This window comes from Kosakonia sp. (genome assembly GCF_032052965.1).
Lineage (GTDB): Bacteria > Pseudomonadota > Gammaproteobacteria > Enterobacterales > Enterobacteriaceae > Kosakonia.
Genome location: NZ_DAMBVN010000005.1, coordinates 172,198 through 189,565, shown reverse-complemented (window position 1 = coordinate 189,565; position 17,368 = coordinate 172,198). Strand labels below are relative to the sequence as shown.

At 51.3% G+C, this 17,368-nt stretch carries 14 protein-coding genes; 7 read left to right on the top strand and 7 right to left on the bottom strand.

The features are described 5' to 3' along the window. Positions 1 to 111: 111 nt before the first annotated feature. The 7 genes from ppiD to bolA all read right to left on the bottom strand — a co-directional run bounded on the left by ppiD (position 112) and on the right by bolA (position 9,491). Positions 112 to 1,986 (bottom strand): peptidylprolyl isomerase, encoded by a 1,875-nt coding sequence (gene ppiD / locus RTX30_RS09045; RefSeq protein WP_312689019.1) that lies wholly within the window; start codon positions 1,984 to 1,986, stop codon positions 112 to 114. A gap of 207 nt (positions 1,987 to 2,193) precedes the next feature. After that, positions 2,194 to 2,466 carry a nucleoid-associated protein HU-beta gene (gene hupB, locus RTX30_RS09040; protein ID WP_312689017.1) on the bottom strand — a complete coding sequence of 91 codons (273 nt, stop codon included), beginning with the start codon at positions 2,464 to 2,466 and terminating at the stop codon, positions 2,194 to 2,196. 210 nt (positions 2,467 to 2,676) lie between these two features. Beyond that, entirely contained in the window at positions 2,677 to 5,031 is a 2,355-nt protein-coding gene (lon, locus tag RTX30_RS09035; protein ID WP_312689015.1) for an endopeptidase La, read from the bottom strand. Positions 5,032 to 5,214: 183 nt separating this feature from the next. Then, a complete protein-coding gene (gene clpX / locus RTX30_RS09030; protein ID WP_263097794.1) occupies positions 5,215 to 6,489 on the bottom strand; it encodes an ATP-dependent protease ATP-binding subunit ClpX in 1,275 nt (424 codons plus the stop codon). Positions 6,490 to 6,616: 127 nt separating this feature from the next. Continuing rightward, positions 6,617 to 7,240: an ATP-dependent Clp endopeptidase proteolytic subunit ClpP gene (gene clpP / locus RTX30_RS09025; RefSeq protein WP_017458886.1), complete on the bottom strand. Its 624-nt coding sequence runs from the start codon at positions 7,238 to 7,240 to the stop codon at positions 6,617 to 6,619. Positions 7,241 to 7,524: 284 nt separating this feature from the next. After that, the gene (tig, locus tag RTX30_RS09020) at positions 7,525 to 8,823 is read right to left on the bottom strand and encodes a trigger factor (protein WP_312689011.1); all 1,299 of its coding nucleotides are present in this window, start codon (positions 8,821 to 8,823) and stop codon (positions 7,525 to 7,527) included. A 350-nt stretch (positions 8,824 to 9,173) separates the two neighbouring features. Then, positions 9,174 to 9,491, bottom strand: a complete 318-nt coding sequence (gene bolA / locus RTX30_RS09015; RefSeq protein ID WP_312689009.1) for a transcriptional regulator BolA — start codon at positions 9,489 to 9,491, stop codon at positions 9,174 to 9,176. Positions 9,492 to 9,794: 303 nt separating this feature from the next. Here bolA and RTX30_RS09010 point away from each other — a divergent pair, with 303 nt between their 5' ends. From RTX30_RS09010 to cyoE, 7 genes are all read left to right on the top strand, one after another. Next, positions 9,795 to 10,373 (top strand): lipoprotein, encoded by a 579-nt coding sequence (locus RTX30_RS09010; protein ID WP_312689007.1) that lies wholly within the window; start codon positions 9,795 to 9,797, stop codon positions 10,371 to 10,373. Between the two features lie 39 nt (positions 10,374 to 10,412). Then, on the top strand, positions 10,413 to 11,888 hold the full coding sequence (ampG, locus tag RTX30_RS09005; protein ID WP_312689006.1) for a muropeptide MFS transporter AmpG: 1,476 nt from the start codon (positions 10,413 to 10,415) through the stop codon (positions 11,886 to 11,888). 603 nt (positions 11,889 to 12,491) lie between these two features. Next, positions 12,492 to 13,439, top strand: a complete 948-nt coding sequence (gene cyoA, locus RTX30_RS09000) for a cytochrome o ubiquinol oxidase subunit II (RefSeq protein WP_312689005.1) — start codon at positions 12,492 to 12,494, stop codon at positions 13,437 to 13,439. Between the two features lie 19 nt (positions 13,440 to 13,458). Further along, positions 13,459 to 15,450, top strand: coding sequence for a cytochrome o ubiquinol oxidase subunit I (gene cyoB / locus RTX30_RS08995; protein WP_312689004.1), 1,992 nt, complete (start codon positions 13,459 to 13,461; stop codon positions 15,448 to 15,450). After that, complete coding sequence (locus tag RTX30_RS08990) at positions 15,440 to 16,054, top strand: cytochrome o ubiquinol oxidase subunit III (protein ID WP_312689003.1); 615 nt, start codon at positions 15,440 to 15,442, stop codon at positions 16,052 to 16,054. Before cyoB ends, RTX30_RS08990 begins: the two co-directional genes overlap by 11 nt. Continuing rightward, entirely contained in the window at positions 16,054 to 16,380 is a 327-nt protein-coding gene (locus RTX30_RS08985) for a cytochrome o ubiquinol oxidase subunit IV (protein WP_312689001.1), read from the top strand. The genes RTX30_RS08990 and RTX30_RS08985 overlap by 1 nt, the downstream gene beginning before the upstream one ends. 11 nt (positions 16,381 to 16,391) lie before the next feature. Beyond that, positions 16,392 to 17,279, top strand: coding sequence for a heme o synthase (gene cyoE, locus RTX30_RS08980; RefSeq protein WP_263097803.1), 888 nt, complete (start codon positions 16,392 to 16,394; stop codon positions 17,277 to 17,279). Positions 17,280 to 17,368: the final 89 nt, after the last annotated feature.

The following is a 17,368-nucleotide window of genomic DNA, read 5'->3' as shown; positions in this document are numbered from 1 at the left end:
GTGCGCTTGCCGCCAAACAGCAAAAACAAGAAATGGAAAAGGCCGCGAAAGCGGCCTTTGGGGTTTGCAACACGTTGCAGTCTTTTTGCGTAACGCTTTGCGCCTTACGGCTTATTGCTGCTGCTCAGCAATGGCGCCAAGTTTAATTTTGGCTTCTTTGCGCAGGTTACTCATCAGTGCTTCGAAAGCGATCTGGGCATTGTTCTGCGTGATGCCCTGAACCATGGCTTTTTTCTGCGCATCCGGCATTGTGCCAGCTTTGATTTCGTCCAGCGCGATAATCACAACGTTACCTTGCTGATCGCTGGCGGTGCCAAAGGAGGGTTTGCCCTCTGTCGGCAACGGCAGGTTAAAGGCTGCCTGACTGACCGGATCCTGGCTCACCCGGCCCAGCGTTTTGGCTTCGCCGAAGCTCAGGCCTGCGGTTTTCAGCGCCTCATCGCCTTTGCCCGCTTTGAGATCGTTGACCAGCTTCCCGGCATCCAGCTTCGCCTGCTGTTCAGCCTTGGTATGCTTCACAATGTCGCTGACCTGGGCTTTCACTTGATCCAGCGATTTTACTGCTTCCGCTTTATGCTCGGTAATACGCAGTACAAATGCACGATCGCCATCAACAGTGATGATATCGGAGTTGCTGCCGGGCGCGCCGTTCTGCCCCACCAAACCCCCATTAAAAATCGCCTCGCTGACCGGTTTAAAATTCAGCTCTTCCGGCAGGTTGTCGCGGCCGAACCAGCCTGTCTGCACCGCTTTCGTCCCGGCAGCCTGTTCTGCACCAACCAGCGATTCATTATCGTTGCTTGCGGCTTCACTTACTTTCTGCTGCAACGCATACCATGCATCCAGCGCTTTTTCTTGCTTCACTTTCGCTGCAAGTTCATCACGTACGTCGCTCAGCGGTTTAACCCTTGCCGGCTGGATGTCGTCAAGACGTGCAACCAGGAAGCCCACCGAGGATTTGATTACGCCTGATAATTGCCCTTTTTCTTTCAGGCCGGCGTTTTTCAATTCGTCTGGCGTGGTGGCCTCTTCGAGCCAGCCCATATCGCCGCCGTTACGGGCAGAAATAATGTCGGAGGATTTTGCCTTAGCAACAGCTGCAAAGTCAGCGCCTTTGTTCAGCTCTTCCAGTACCGCTTTGGCTTCGTCTTCCGTTTTGGTCTGGATAACGCTGTAACGATTACGCTGCGGCTGAGTGAACTGATCCTGATGCTGATCGTAGTAAGACTGAATCTCTTCATCGCTGGCATTTTCCTGCATGGCTGCGGCGTCCAGCTTGATGTAACTCACGCGGAACTGCTCCGGCTCGATAAAGCGATTCTTGTTCTGATCGTAGTAAGATTGGACTTCCGCATCGCTTACGGTCTGTTTTGCCGCCAGTGCGTTAACATCAATCACCGCCTGGCGAACAACACGCTGCTGCGCCACCAGCGCCGCCAGTTCGTCTGTCTCGCCTTTCAGCATAAAGTCGGTACCGGCAACTGCGTTAATCAGCTGTTGAGAGGTTAACTGGTTACGCAGCGCCTGCGCGTATTGATCGGCGCTCATGCCCATCTGGTTTACAAGCGCGTTGAAGCGGGTGTTATCGAATTTGCCATTAGACTGGAAAGCCTGAGTGGAGAAAATCGCTTTTTTCACCTGCTCATCGCTAATACCGAGGCCTAACTTTTTCGCGTACTGGTCAAGCAGCGCTTCATCAATCATGCGATTGAGTACCTGCTGACGCACGGATTTCATATAGTTTTCGTTAGCAGCCAGTTCTGAAAACTGATCGCCCAACTGCTGCGCCATGCGGTTACGTTCGCTGGAGACGGCGTTTTCAAATTGCGCACGACCAATTTCCTGGCCATTAACTTCTGCGGCATAATTATTGTTACCGCCAATCAGGTAGTTACCCACGCCAGTCAAAATGAATGACACGATAATCAAACCCAGAATGATCTTGAGCACGACGTGATTTGCCGCCGCGCGTAAATTGTCCATCATGGTGTAACAACACTCCGCTGTAGGTGACTATAGATCTCAGGCAGCTTTGGTTGCCTGCTGCGCGTGAAGCCGTATTCTGACAAGAAAACGGGGCAATTGTTAGTCCGCAACGCGGATAAACTCGCAGAAAATACGTTTGCACAAAAAAAAAGGCACATCTCGCGATGCGCCCTTGATATATAACACCTTCCCCACAGGGGTAAGGGATCAGTTTACTGCGTCTTTCAGCGCTTTACCTGCACTGAATCCTGGAACTTTCGCTTCCGGGATAGTGATTTCTTTGCCGGTCTGCGGGTTACGACCGGTACGGGCAGCACGGTTTTTAACTTTGAAAGTACCAAAACCTACCAGTGCAACATCGTCCCCGGCTTTCAAAGATTCGGTAACGGAAGCAATTAAAGCATCTAACGCACGTCCAGCCGCAGCTTTAGAGATATCAGCACCTGCGGCAATCTTGTCTATCAGTTGAGATTTATTCACTCTTCTCTTCCTCTCTTTATAATTTATATCGCACCTGCATCCTTCACAGCGCGACCGCGCAGCAGTTATATCAGGCCTGTCATGCCCTTACAACAGCAGTTGATAATGACACACCCAACCAGCCATCTAAATTAGCTATACAAAAAAAGGCTGGCAAGTACGAAATCACTTACCAGCCTTGTTTTTATCAACGCTCTTTGCGCGAAATCACTATTTTGCCGTTACAACCTGCATGCCGAAGGGTTCATTCTGCAGCGCAAGGCTGAGAACCTCTTCGATTCGCTTCACCGGATGGATATCCAGATCGGCAACGACATTGTCCGGGATCTCTTCCAAATCGCGCTTGTTTTCGTAAGGGATCAGAACAGTTTTAATCCCGCCACGATGTGCCGCCAGCAGTTTTTCTTTCAAGCCACCGATTGGCAGAACCTGACCGCGAAGGGTAATTTCGCCGGTCATCGCCACATCAGCGCGCACCGGGTTCCCGGTGAGGCAAGAAACCAGCGCGGTACACATCGCAATACCGGCGCTCGGGCCATCTTTCGGCGTTGCACCTTCCGGTACGTGAACGTGAATGTCACGTTTTTCGTAGAAGTCGCCATTAATGCCCAGTTTCTCGGCGCGTGCGCGTACCACGGTAAGCGCCGCCTGGATAGACTCCTGCATCACTTCACCCAACGAACCGGTATACGTCAGTTTTCCTTTGCCCGGAACACACGCGGTTTCAATGGTCAGCAGATCGCCGCCTACTTCCGTCCACGCCAGACCGGTGACCTGACCTACGCGGTTTTCGTCGTCGGCACGACCGTAATCGAAGCGCTGAACACCCAGATAATCGTGCAGATTGTCACCATTAATCTCAATGTGCTTCAGTTCCGGATCCAGCAGCAGCTGTTTGACCGCCTTACGGCACAATTTAGAGATTTCACGCTCCAGACCACGCACACCTGCTTCGCGGGTGTAGTAACGGATGATGCCGACGATTGCGCTGTCATCAACCGTCAATTCGCTTTCTTTCAGCGCGTTACGTTCAATCTGTTTTGTTAACAGATGGCGTTTTGCAATGTTCAGTTTTTCGTCTTCGGTGTAACCAGAAAGACGGATCACTTCCATACGATCCAGCAGAGGAGCCGGAATGTTCATGGAGTTGGAGGTAGCAACGAACATGACATCGCTGAGGTCGTAGTCCACTTCCAGGTAATGATCGCTGAAGGCCACGTTCTGTTCCGGATCCAGGACTTCCAGCAGTGCTGAAGCCGGATCGCCGCGCATATCAGACGACATCTTGTCGATCTCATCGAGCAGGAACAGCGGGTTTTTTACGCCCACTTTCGCCATTTTCTGGATCAATTTACCCGGCATAGAACCGATATAGGTGCGACGGTGACCGCGAATTTCCGCTTCATCACGCACCCCGCCCAGCGCCATACGGATGTATTTACGCCCTGTGGCTTTGGCAATGGACTGACCCAGCGAGGTTTTACCCACCCCCGGCGGCCCCACCAGGCAGAGGATCGGGCCTTTCAGCTTGTTCATGCGACTTTGAACCGCAAGATACTCAAGGATGCGGTCTTTCACACGCTCCAGGCCGTAATGGTCGGTATCCAGGATCTCTTGCGCCTGGCGCAGGTCTTTTTTCACCTTGCTACGGGCATTCCATGGTACCTGGACCATCCATTCGATATAACCGCGCACTACCGTTGCTTCAGCAGACATCGGCGACATCATTTTCAGTTTTTGCAGTTCAGACTCGGCTTTTTCTTTTGCCTCTTTCGGCATTTTCGCCGCGTCGATCTTACGCTTCAGCGCTTCGTTTTCATCCGGCGCGTCGTCCATCTCGCCCAGCTCTTTCTGAATGGCTTTCATCTGCTCATTCAGGTAGTACTCGCGCTGGGATTTCTCCATCTGCTTTTTCACGCGGTTGCGAATACGTTTCTCAACCTGCAACAGATCGATTTCGGATTCCATCATCGCCATCAGATATTCCAGACGTTCGTTAACGTCGGACATTTCTAGCACGGACTGCTTGTCCGCCAGTTTCAATGGCATATGTGCAGCGATGGTATCCGCAAGACGCGCAGGATCGTCGATGCTATTCAGCGACGTCAGCACTTCCGGTGGAATTTTTTTATTCAGCTTGATATAGCCTTCGAACTGGCTAATCGCTGTACGTACCAGCACTTCCTGCTCACGCTCGTCAATGGCCGGCGATTCAAGGTATTCTGCTTTCGCAGAGAAGTGCTCGCCATTGTCAGCAAGTGTGGTGATGCGCGCGCGCTGAAGCCCCTCGACCAGCACTTTAACAGTGCCGTCAGGCAGCTTCAGCATCTGCAGAATAGACGCCACGGTCCCGACGGTGAACAGGTCGTTTACACCCGGCTCATCCGTTGACGCTTCCTTCTGTGCAACCAGCATGATTTTTTTATCATGGTCCATGGCCGCTTCGAGACAACGGATAGACTTTTCCCGTCCCACAAATAAGGGAATGACCATGTGCGGATAAACCACCACATCGCGCAACGGCAATACGGGGATTTCAATGCGTTCAGAACGCTCAGGATTCATAGAGCTCTCTCTTAGTTTAAAGTCCGCCAGGTAATAAGGTGACGTGACTGTGCAACACGCACCATTAACATGTAAAGCAGTATATGGGGATGTTTCCCACACATTCAACGGCGGGAATGAGGAAAAATAAAAGGGGAGATAAAATCCCCCCTTCTAGATTAACTGATTGTATGAATTGATGAATTATTCGCCAGACGCCTGCTGCGCTTCCGGCTTGCCGTAAATCAGTAACGGCTTGGTTTGCCCGGCAATGACCGACTCATCAATCACCACTTTCTCGACATCTTCCATTGATGGCAGGTCGTACATGGTGTCCAGCAACGCCGCTTCCACGATGGAACGTAAACCACGCGCACCGGTTTTACGCACCATCGCTTTTTTGGCGATAGCATCCAGCGCTTCGTCGCGGAATTCCAGATCAACACCTTCCAGATTAAACAGCGCCTGATACTGTTTGGTCAGCGCATTTTTCGGCTCTTTCAGGATTTGAATCAGCGCTTCTTCGCTCAACTCATTCAGCGTTGCTACGACCGGCAGACGACCGATGAACTCCGGGATCAGACCAAACTTGATCAAATCTTCCGGCTCGACCTGCGATAACAGTTCACCTTCGTTAGCTTTCTCAGACTTCGCCTTCACCGTTGCGCCAAAACCAATACCGGAGCCGGTTTCAACACGGTGAGAAATGACTTTATCGAGTCCCGCAAACGCGCCACCACAGATAAACAGAATCTTGGAGGTGTCGACCTGCAAGAACTCCTGCTGCGGATGCTTACGCCCGCCCTGCGGAGGAACAGCAGCAACGGTACCTTCAATCAGTTTCAACAGCGCCTGCTGCACACCTTCACCGGAAACGTCGCGAGTGATCGACGGGTTATCCGATTTTCGCGAAATTTTGTCGATCTCATCGATGTAGACAATCCCGCGTTGCGCTTTCTGTACGTCGTAATCGCACTTCTGCAACAGTTTTTGGATGATGTTCTCAACATCTTCACCCACATAACCTGCTTCTGTCAGCGTTGTGGCATCCGCCATGGTAAACGGAACATCCAGCAAACGCGCCAGCGTTTCCGCCAGCAGGGTTTTACCTGAACCCGTCGGTCCAATCAGCAGAATGTTACTTTTGCCCAGCTCGACGCCATTGCTGGTGTCGCCGTTACGCAGGCGTTTGTAGTGGTTATAGACTGCAACAGCCAGCACTTTTTTCGCCTGTTCCTGGCCAATGACATAGTCATCGAGATGGTGGCGAATTTCATGCGGAGTTGGCAGCGCGCTGCGCTCACGGTGCGGCGCAACTTCTTTAATCTCTTCGCGAATAATGTCGTTACACAGATCAACACATTCGTCGCAGATATACACGGACGGCCCGGCAATCAGCTTACGCACTTCATGCTGGCTTTTGCCGCAGAAAGAGCAGTACAACAGTTTGCCCGAACCATCTTTGCGTTTATCTGTCATGAGTCAAAACCTCTTATCTGTTCTTTGTGCCGCACACGACGACGCAAATGCCAATCCAGGCGCAAAACGTTACTCAGGCATGATGCCGCTTTTACTGAATAGTATAGCGACACATGCGTACTGAGCATTAGTTACGATGGGTTAAAATTGAATCAACCAGCCCGTACTCTACTGCTTCTTGCGCGGCAAGGAAGCGGTCACGTTCTGTATCACGTTCAATTTGTTCTAAAGATTGACCCGTATGATGCGCCATAAGTTCATTCATGCGCCCTTTCACTTTCAGGATTTCACGGGCGTGGATCTCAATATCCGTCGCCTGCCCCTGATAGCCGCCCAGCGGCTGATGGATCATCACGCGTGAATTCGGCAGGCAGAAACGCTTGCCTTTTGCGCCCGCCGTCAGCAGGAACGCCCCCATAGAGGCGGCCTGCCCCATACAAATGGTACTGACGTCCGGCTTAATAAATTGCATGGTGTCGTAAATGGACATACCGGCAGTAATCACCCCACCAGGGGAATTAATGTACAGATAAATGTCTTTTTCCGGGTTTTCAGCTTCCAGAAACAACATCTGCGCAACAATCAGATTCGCCATATGATCCTCGACCTGACCGGTCAGGAAAATGACGCGTTCCTTAAGAAGACGGGAGTAGATATCGAAAGAGCGCTCACCGCGCGAAGTCTGCTCAATAACCATAGGCACCAGGGCCATATGGGGTGCAAAGTTATCTCGTTCGCCGCTGTATGACATTTCCGTCTCCTGGATAAAAAAATAAACAAACCTGCTGTACTGATTGTACTTGAGTGAGCGAGGTCTGACTATGACCCCTCACGGACGGATTATCAGCCAGAGTCTTTACTGTCACTATTCCCTTAGTGGGGATGACATTACCTGTTTTCAAGCATAACAATCTTTTGCTGTTACGCTAACACTGAAACGCTCTTTTAGCACACATCTGATAATGGCGATGCGATAAAAAAAGCCCGTCACCAGCGGGTGACGGGCTTATAGCTTTTAGCTATCGCAGAAGTCGATTAAGCCTGCTGGTTCATCAGTTCATTAAAGGAAGTGGCTTTCTCAGTCACTTTCGCTTTTTCCAGAACCGCTTCAACCGCTTGTTCTTCCAGTGCGACGTTACGCATATTGTCCATCAGCTCTTTGTTTTTGCTGTAGAACTCGATAACTTCAGCCGGATCTTCGTAAGCAGAAGCCATCTCTTCGATCAGGCCTTTAACGCGCGCTTCGTCAGCTTTCAGCTCGTTGGTACGGATCACTTCGCCCAGCAGCAGACCAACAACGACACGGCGTTTTGCCTGCTCTTCGAACAGTTCACGCGGCAGTTCCAGCGCTTGTTTCTCGTTGCCACCAAAACGCTGAGCAGCCTGGCGACGCAGCACGTCGATTTCGCTGTCGATCAGGGCCGCTGGGATCTCGATTTCGTTCGCTTTCACCAGACCGTCGATTGCCTGAGACTTAACACGGTTACGCACGGCGCCTTTCAGTTCGCGTTCCATGTTTTTACGCACTTCAGCACGCAGGCCAGCAACTGAACCATCTTCTACGCCGAAACGTTTGATGAAGTCTTCGGTCAGTTCCGGCAGTTCACGCTCTTCAACTTTCTTCAGATTGATGGCGAACTTCGCTGCTTTACCTTTCAGGTTTTCAGCGTGGTACTCTTCCGGGAAGGTCACGTCGATGGTGAACTCTTCGCCAGCTTTGTGACCTTTGATACCGTCTTCAAAGCCCGGGATCATACGACCCTGACCCATTGCCAGTACGAAATCAGTCGCTTTGCCGCCTTCAAACTCTTCGCCGTCAACAGAACCGTTGAAGTCGATGGTCACACGATCTTCTGCGTCAGCTGCGCCATCTTTATCTTTCCAGGTCGCCTGTTGTTTGCGCAGGGTTTCCAGCATGGTGTCAACGTCAGCATCGGTAACTTCTACAACCGGTTTTTCAACTTCGATGGTGTCCAGCGCTTTCAGTTCAACTTCCGGATACACTTCAAACTCAACGGAGTAAGTGAAGTCTTCACCCAGTTTGTATTCGCCCGGCACATAGTTCGGTGCGCCAGCCGGATTGATTTTTTCCTGAATGATCGCGTCGATGAAGTTACGGCTCATCAGGTCGCCCAGTACGTCCTGGCGAACAGAAGCGCCATAACGTTGAGCAACGACAGTCATCGGTACTTTGCCCTTACGGAAGCCGTCAATGCGAACTTTCTTCGCTACGTTGACCAGCTCGCTCTTCACAGCGGTCTCGATGCTGTCAGCAGCGATTGTAATCGTTACGCGGCGCCCAAGGCCCTGAGTGGTTTCAACTGAAACTTGCATCTTGTTACCTCAAAAAATCACAGTGCTCGGTCAACTCTACTCTGCGAAGCAAACCTTTTCGCTTTGCAGAACCGGAATGTTCTCTCAAATCAGATATACATTCCCTGTCGTCAGAATCATCCCGGAGACATTCCGAAAAATAAGACGCAGCATTATAGCGGCATCACAGATATGAGTCGAGAACGGGAATGCCGCAATGCTGCGCCATTTTTCACACTTCTGAAGCAATTTCGCCCAAAAAACTGCGTTTCTCGCTCAAAATTCAGACAAAACAAAACGGCCCGCAGGCCGTTTTTACATAATCTGCATGCAACATACTGGAAAAGTTCAGCCTGTTGCAACCTGGTTTTCTAGGCAATGCTCCCGGCACCGCGACAAGGTGGCGAAGCAAAAATGGTATCCTGCAATCCTTCCCACTCTTTCGTTGTGTAGGTATGCAGCGCAAGCGCATGTACCGTTGAAGACAGCTCCGCTGTCAACGTACCGTAGATCATGCGATGGCGATTAAGGAAACGCTCGCCGGTAAAACGATCGCTGACCAGGACCACTTTGAAATGACTTTCAGAACCGGCCGGAACATTGTGACGATAGCTCTCATCAACAACCTCCAGGAACAGGGGTTCAAATTCAGCTTTAAGCTTCTCTTCAATTTGTTCACGCATCATCATGATATACACCTCCGACAACGCTGAGATGACAGCCATCTCTTTAAATGTTAGCCGCTTTTACCGTCTCCATAACAAGAAAACAACAAAAAATTAGCGTTCGTCTGATTTTCCCCGTCAAGCGCATGATCTCTACTGAAAGCGCTAGTGGTTTTGCCTTGCTTTCGCGGCAAAGATCGCTACTGCGCTGAAAAAAAGGACAAGACGATGAATTTACATGCGTTGAGGCCTTCCTCTTGACGGCGGCAATGTTATGATGGCGAGAATTTTTCCCATAAAAGCTTACGATCTCTTGAGAGCATGAACATGTTAAAAAAACTTCTCTTCCCGTTGGTCGCATTATTTATGCTGGCAGGGTGCGCTACCCCGCCATCCACCATCGATGTTTCTCCTAAAATTACGCTGCCACAGCAGGATCCGAGCCTGATGGGCGTGACCGTCAGCATTAACGGCGCCGACCAGCGTCAGGATCAGGCGCTGGCCAAAGTGACCCGTGAAAACCAGCTGGTGACGTTAACCGCTTCCCGCGATCTGCGTTTCCTGTTGCAGGAAGTGCTGGAGAAACAGATGACAGCACGCGGTTATATGATTGGGCCGAACGGCGCAGTCAATCTGCAGATCATCGTTAATCAGCTGTATGCGGACGTGTCTCAGGGCAACGTACGTTACAACATCGCCACCAAGGCCGATATCGCCATCATTGCAACTGCTGCAAATGGCAATAAGATGACCAAAAACTACCGTGCCAGCTATAACGTTGAAGGCGCGTTCCAGGCCTCTAACGATAAAATTGCCAAGGCGGTTAATAGCGTGTTGACCGATACCATCGCGGATATGTCTCAGGACACCAGTATTCACGACTTCATCAAGCAAAACGCCCGTTAATCTTTTCTGGCCCGGGGTTTCCGGGCCAGTCTCTTACTCATGTCCAGTCACTACTTACGCATTTTTACGCAACCCAAATCAGCCATATTGCTGATACTGGGCTTCGCATCCGGTTTACCGCTTGCCTTAACCAGCGGCACGCTGCAAGCATGGATGACCGTCGAGAATATCGATTTAAAAACCATCGGCTTCTTCTCGTTGGTCGGTCAGGCTTACGTGTTTAAATTTTTGTGGTCACCGTTGATGGATCGCTATACCCCGCCGCTGCTCGGGCGTCGCCGGGGCTGGCTGCTACTGACCCAGCTTCTGTTGTTAGTCGCCATTTGCGGAATGGGTTTTCTTGATCCAGCCAACCACCTGCGCTGGATGGCGGCGCTGGCAGTGGTCATTGCCTTCTGCTCAGCCTCACAGGACATTGTCTTTGATGCGTGGAAAACTGATGTGCTGCCGCTTGAAGAGCGTGGCGCAGGCGCGGCGATAAGTGTGCTGGGATATCGGCTTGGGATGCTGGTTTCCGGTGGCCTGGCGCTGTGGCTCGCAGATCGTTTCCTTGGCTGGCAGGGCATGTACTGGTTAATGGCCGCGCTGCTGGTTCCTTGCATCATCGCCACCCTGCTTGCGCCGGAACCGGATGAGGTTATTCCGGTGCCCAAATCGCTTGAGCGTGCAGTCGTCGAACCGCTGCGTGATTTCTTTGGCCGCAACAATGCCTGGCTGATCCTGTTGCTGATTGTCCTTTATAAGCTGGGTGATGCCTTCGCCATGAGTCTTACCACGACGTTCCTGATCCGTGGTGTGGGTTTCGACGCTGGCGAAGTGGGCGTAGTGAACAAAACCCTGGGGCTTATTGCTACCATTGTCGGCGCGCTGTTTGGCGGCGTATTAATGCAGCGGCTCTCATTGTTCCGCGCATTGTTGATTTTTGGCGTATTGCAGGCCATTTCCAACGCGGGATACTGGCTGTTGTCGGTCACGGCGAAAGAGATCACCACCATGGGCGCCGCCGTGTTTTTTGAAAACCTTTGCGGCGGTATGGGAACTGCAGCGTTCGTCGCATTATTGATGTCGCTGTGCAATAAATCATTTTCTGCCACGCAGTTTGCTCTGCTGTCGGCGTTGTCTGCCGTTGGGCGAGTCTATGTGGGGCCGATTGCAGGCTGGTTCGTGGAGACATACAACTGGCCAACGTTCTATCTCTTTTCGATTGCAGCGGCGATTCCAGGCTTAGTGTTGTTGATTGTCTGCAAAAAGACACTGGCCTTTACACAACAAACCGAGCGCTTTATGCCACGTACCGAATACACGGCGGCCTACCGCATAGCATTGCGCATACTTGCAGTGGGCTGTCTGTTGCTGGGTGGCTGGCTGGTCGGGGTGATCATTAACGCTACTGGCCTCGCAAACTGGCAGCATGCAACGCTGTTGCTGGAATGGGGAGCGGCACTGGCTATCACGGGGATTGTCTTTGGCGGCGTGTTGGATTTGCTGGCGCTGCGCAAAACACAGCTGCTTTAACGAAGGCGCCGATGTGCGCCTTTTTTATCTCTTCGTCATTGGTTTTATATTTGGTTAAATAATGCGCGATATATTTTCCAGACAGCCGAAAAAATCACTGTCGGATATTTCGTTGTAAAATCAACGTCAAGGATAACAACGGGTAAAAACAATTCACTACCGTTATTATTACGGCGATTTAATGTCTGAAGTCATAATTACGTTTTAATGCGTTTTAATGAATTTTTCTTAATTATTTTGTGCGCTATAAATTAAAGTCTATTCTTTAACGATTCAGCACTGAAATTAATTTTTTGGTTTCAGATTGGTTCCAATAATGTGCGGTAATTGCTGAATATATGTTAATTGAATGTTTATTTAATTGATTGGTTATACCAATTTACCCTCAACGCTGATCATAACGTAAGCTTTTCGTTATAATCGCAACTTCTGGCTGTGCGAATGCCCGATTTTACAGATTGTTGCATTCCGTGTGACATAAACGGCAGAACCCAGTAACACCTTACTGACACAGAGCCAAGTATGTTTACAGTAACGTAACCTTTCCGTAAAATGCCCGCACACTTTAAGCGCCACCAGATCCCGTGGAATTGAGGTCGTTAAATGAGACTCAGGAAATACAATAAAAGTTTGGGATGGTTGTCATTAATCGCCGGTACTGTATTACTCAGTGGCTGCGATTCTGCACTTCTTGACCCCAAAGGACAGATTGGACTGGAGCAACGTTCGTTGATACTGACGGCTTTTGGCCTGATGTTGATCGTCGTGATTCCCGCCATTTTGATGGCCGTTGGTTTCGCCTGGAAGTACCGTGCGAGCAATAAAGATGCGAAGTATAGCCCTAACTGGTCACACTCCAATAAAGTGGAAGCTGTGGTCTGGACGGTGCCGATTCTGATCATCCTGTTCCTCGCGGTATTGACCTGGAAGACCACCCACTCGCTCGAGCCGAGCAAACCACTGGCACATGACGAACACCCAATTACGATTGAAGTGGTCGCTATGGACTGGAAATGGTTCTTCATCTATCCGGAACAGGGCATTGCCACCGTCAATGAGATCGCCTTCCCGGCGAACACACCGGTGGAATTCAAAGTGACCTCGAACTCCGTGATGAACTCGTTCTTTATCCCGCGTCTGGGTAGCCAGATCTACGCGATGGCGGGTATGCAGACCAAACTGCATCTCATCGCCAACGAAGCCGGTACTTATGATGGCATCTCCGCCAGCTATAGTGGCCCTGGCTTCTCCGGAATGAAGTTTAAAGCCATTGCTACGCCTGACCGCGCCGCATTTGACCAGTGGGTCGCTAAAGCGAAACAATCTTCAAACACCCTGTCAGACATGACTGCGTACGAGAAGCTTGCTGCGCCGAGCGAATACAACAAGGTTGAATACTTCTCCAGCGTGAAACCCGATTTGTTCAAAGACGTTATCAACAAATTTATGGGCCACGGCAAGAGCATGGACATGACCCAGCCTGAAGGCGAGCATAGCGCGCACGAAGGTATGGAAGGCATGGACATGAGCCACGCGGAAAGCTCTCACTAAGGGGCCGAGGAAGAAAACGATGTTCGGAAAACTTACACTGGATTCAGTGCCGTACCATGAACCCATTATCATGGTTACGATCGCTGCGATTATCGTCGGTGGTTTGGCGGTAGTCGGCCTGATCTCTTACTTCGGTAAGTGGTCCTGGCTGTGGAAAGAATGGTTGACCTCCGTTGACCATAAACGTCTTGGTATTATGTACGTCCTCGTGGCGGTCGTAATGCTGCTGCGCGGCTTTGCCGATGCAGTCATGATGCGTAGCCAGCAGGCGCTGGCCTCTGCAGGTGAAGCGGGCTTCCTGCCGCCTCACCACTATGATCAGATCTTTACCGCCCACGGCGTGATCATGATCTTCTTCGTGGCAATGCCATTCGTTATCGGTCTGATGAACCTGGTGGTTCCGTTACAGATCGGTGCGCGCGACGTTGCATTCCCGTTCCTGAACAATCTGAGCTTCTGGTTCACGGTTGTCGGTGTGATTCTGGTTAACATCTCTCTGGGCGTGGGTGAATTCGCACAGACAGGTTGGCTGGCTTACCCGCCGCTATCGGGAATTGAATACAGCCCTGGTGTCGGGGTCGATTATTGGATCTGGAGTCTCCAGCTGTCCGGTATTGGTACGACGCTGACCGGTATCAACTTCTTCGTAACCATTTTGAAGATGCGTGCGCCGGGCATGACAATGTTCAAAATGCCGGTCTTTACCTGGGCATCTTTGTGCGCCAACGTGCTGATCATCGCATCGTTCCCAATTCTGACGGTGACCATCGCCTTGTTGACCCTGGATCGTTATCTGGGTACCCATTTCTTTACCAATGATATGGGTGGCAACATGATGATGTACATCAACCTGATTTGGGCATGGGGCCACCCGGAAGTGTACATTCTGGTGCTGCCGGTGTTCGGGGTATTCTCTGAAATTACCGCCACCTTCTCGCGTAAACGCCTGTTTGGCTACACCTCGCTGGTATGGGCGACCGTCTGTATTACCGTACTGTCGTTTATCGTTTGGCTGCACCACTTCTTCACCATGGGTGCCGGTGCGAACGTTAACGCCTTCTTCGGTATTACCACGATGATTATCGCCATCCCGACCGGGGTGAAGATCTTCAACTGGCTGTTCACCATGTACCAGGGCCGTATCGTTTTCCACTCTTCCATGCTGTGGACTATCGGCTTTATCGTCACCTTCTCCGTAGGTGGGATGACCGGTGTGCTGCTGGCTGTACCAGGCGCAGACTTTGTTCTGCATAACAGCCTGTTCCTGATTGCGCACTTCCATAACGTTATCATCGGCGGCGTGGTGTTCGGTTGCTTCGCAGGTCTGACTTACTGGTGGCCGAAAGCCTTTGGCTACACCCTGAATGAAACCTGGGGTAAACGCGCATTCTGGTTCTGGATCATCGGTTTCTTCGTGGCATTTATGCCGCTGTACGTGCTGGGCTTTATGGGCATGACCCGTCGTCTGAGCCAGCAGATTGATCCGCAGTTCCACGCCATGCTGATGGTGGCCGCGGTTGGCGCAGCGCTGATTGCTATTGGTATCCTGTGCTTGCTGATTCAGATTGCCGTTTCTATTCGCGACCGCGAGAAGAACCGCGACCTGACCGGTGACCCGTGGGGTGGCCGTACGCTGGAGTGGGCAACCTCCTCTCCTCCGCCGTTCTACAACTTTGCCCATGTTCCGCACATTCATGAGCGCGATGCATTCTGGGAAATGAAAGAGAAAGGCGAAGCGTACAAACAGCCTGCGCACTATGAAGAAATTCATATGCCGAAAAATAGCGGTGCTGGCATTGTCATCGCTGCCTTTGCAACGGTATTCGGTTTCGCCATGATCTGGCACATCTGGTGGATGGCGATCGCCAGCTTCGCAGGTATCGTCATTAGCTGGATTGTCAAGAGCTTCGATGAGGACGTGGATTACTACGTACCGGTTGCAGAAATCGAGAAACTGGAAAACCAGCATTTCGATGAGATCACTAAAGCAGGGCTGAAAAATGGCAACTGATACTCTGACCAACGCGCACGCCCACGCGCACGAACATGGGCATCATGATGCAGGGCCGAATAAAGTCTTCGGTTTCTGGATCTACCTGATGAGCGACTGCATTCTGTTCTGCTGTCTGTTCGCGACCTATGCCGTTCTGGTGAACGGCACTGCGGGCGGCCCGACAGGTAAGGACATCTTTGAGCTGCCGTTCGTTCTGGTCGAAACAGCGCTGCTGTTGTTCAGCTCCATCACCTACGGCATGGCGGCTATCGCCATGCACAACAACAACAAAAGCCAGGTTGTCTCCTGGCTGGCGTTGACCTGGTTGTTTGGTGCGGGCTTTATCGGGATGGAAATCTATGAATTCCATCACTTGATTGCCGAAGGTATGGGTCCGGATCGCAGCGGCTTCCTTTCAGCGTTCTTTGCGCTGGTGGGCACCCACGGTCTGCACGTGACGTCTGGCCTGATCTGGATGGCGGTACTGATGTTCCAGGTATCCCGTCGCGGCCTGACCAGCACTAACCGTACCCGCATCATGTGCCTGAGCCTGTTCTGGCACTTCCTGGACGTGGTATGGATTTGCGTGTTCTCTGTAGTCTATCTGATGGGGGCGATGTAATGAGTCATTCTAACGATCATGGCGCTTCCCATGGCAGCGTAAAAACCTACATGACAGGGTTTATCCTGTCGATCATCCTGACGGTGATCCCGTTCTGGATGGTGATGAACGGTTCTGCTTCTAAGTCGGTCATTCTGGGGACGATCCTGGTGACTGCCGTAGTTCAGATTCTGGTGCATCTGGTTTGCTTCCTGCACATGAACACCAAGTCTGATGAAGGCTGGAACCTGACCGCCTTTATCTTTACCGTGATTATCATCGCTATCCTGGTAGTGGGTTCAATCTGGATTATGTGGAACCTGAACTACAACATGATGGTTCACTAAGAGCGGCGAGTATGTTTAAGCAATACCTGCAAGTAACGAAACCGGGCATTATTTTTGGCAATCTGATCTCCGTGATCGGGGGGTTCTTGCTGGCTTCCAAAGGCCACATTGATTATCCCCTGTTCGTCTACACGCTGATTGGCGTGTCGTTGGTGGTCGCCTCGGGTTGTGTATTTAACAACTACATCGATCGGGACATCGATAAAAAGATGGAACGGACGAAAAACCGTGTGCTGGTCAGAGGGCTGATCTCGCCGAACGTGTCGCTGGTGTACGCCGCCTTGTTGGGTATTGCTGGCTTTATGCTGCTGTGGTTTGGCGCCAATCCCCTGGCCTGCTGGCTGGGGGTGATGGGATTCGTGGTTTATGTGGGTGTTTACAGCCTGTATATGAAACGTCATTCCGTCTACGGCACGCTGATTGGTTCGCTCTCCGGCGCTGCGCCGCCGGTGATTGGCTACTGCGCTGTCACCAACGAGTTCGACAGCGGTGCGCTGATCCTGCTGGCTATTTTCAGCCTGTGGCAGATGCCGCACTCCTACGCCATTGCGATTTTCCGCTTTAAGGATTATCAGGCAGCGAACATTCCGGTACTGCCGGTGGTGAAAGGCATTTCAGTTGCCAAGAACCATATCACACTCTATATCCTCGCATTTGCTATCGCCACACTGATGCTCTCGCTGGGCGGCTATGCCGGTTATAAATACCTGGTGGTTGCCGCAGCAGTCAGTCTCTGGTGGTTAGGCATGGCATTACGTGGTTATAAAGTGGCGGATGACAAGGTGTGGGCGCGCAAACTGTTCGTCTTCTCCATTGTTGCCATCACTTCGCTTAGCGTGATGATGTCCGTGGATTTCATGGTGCCTGATTCACACAGTCTGCTGACTTACGTCTGGTGATCCCATTCTGTTTATAAAGGGTGCTTCGGCACCCTTTTTTCTTTCTGCCACCCCGCTTCTCAGGGGTAATATTTGTTAATTAAGCTGTT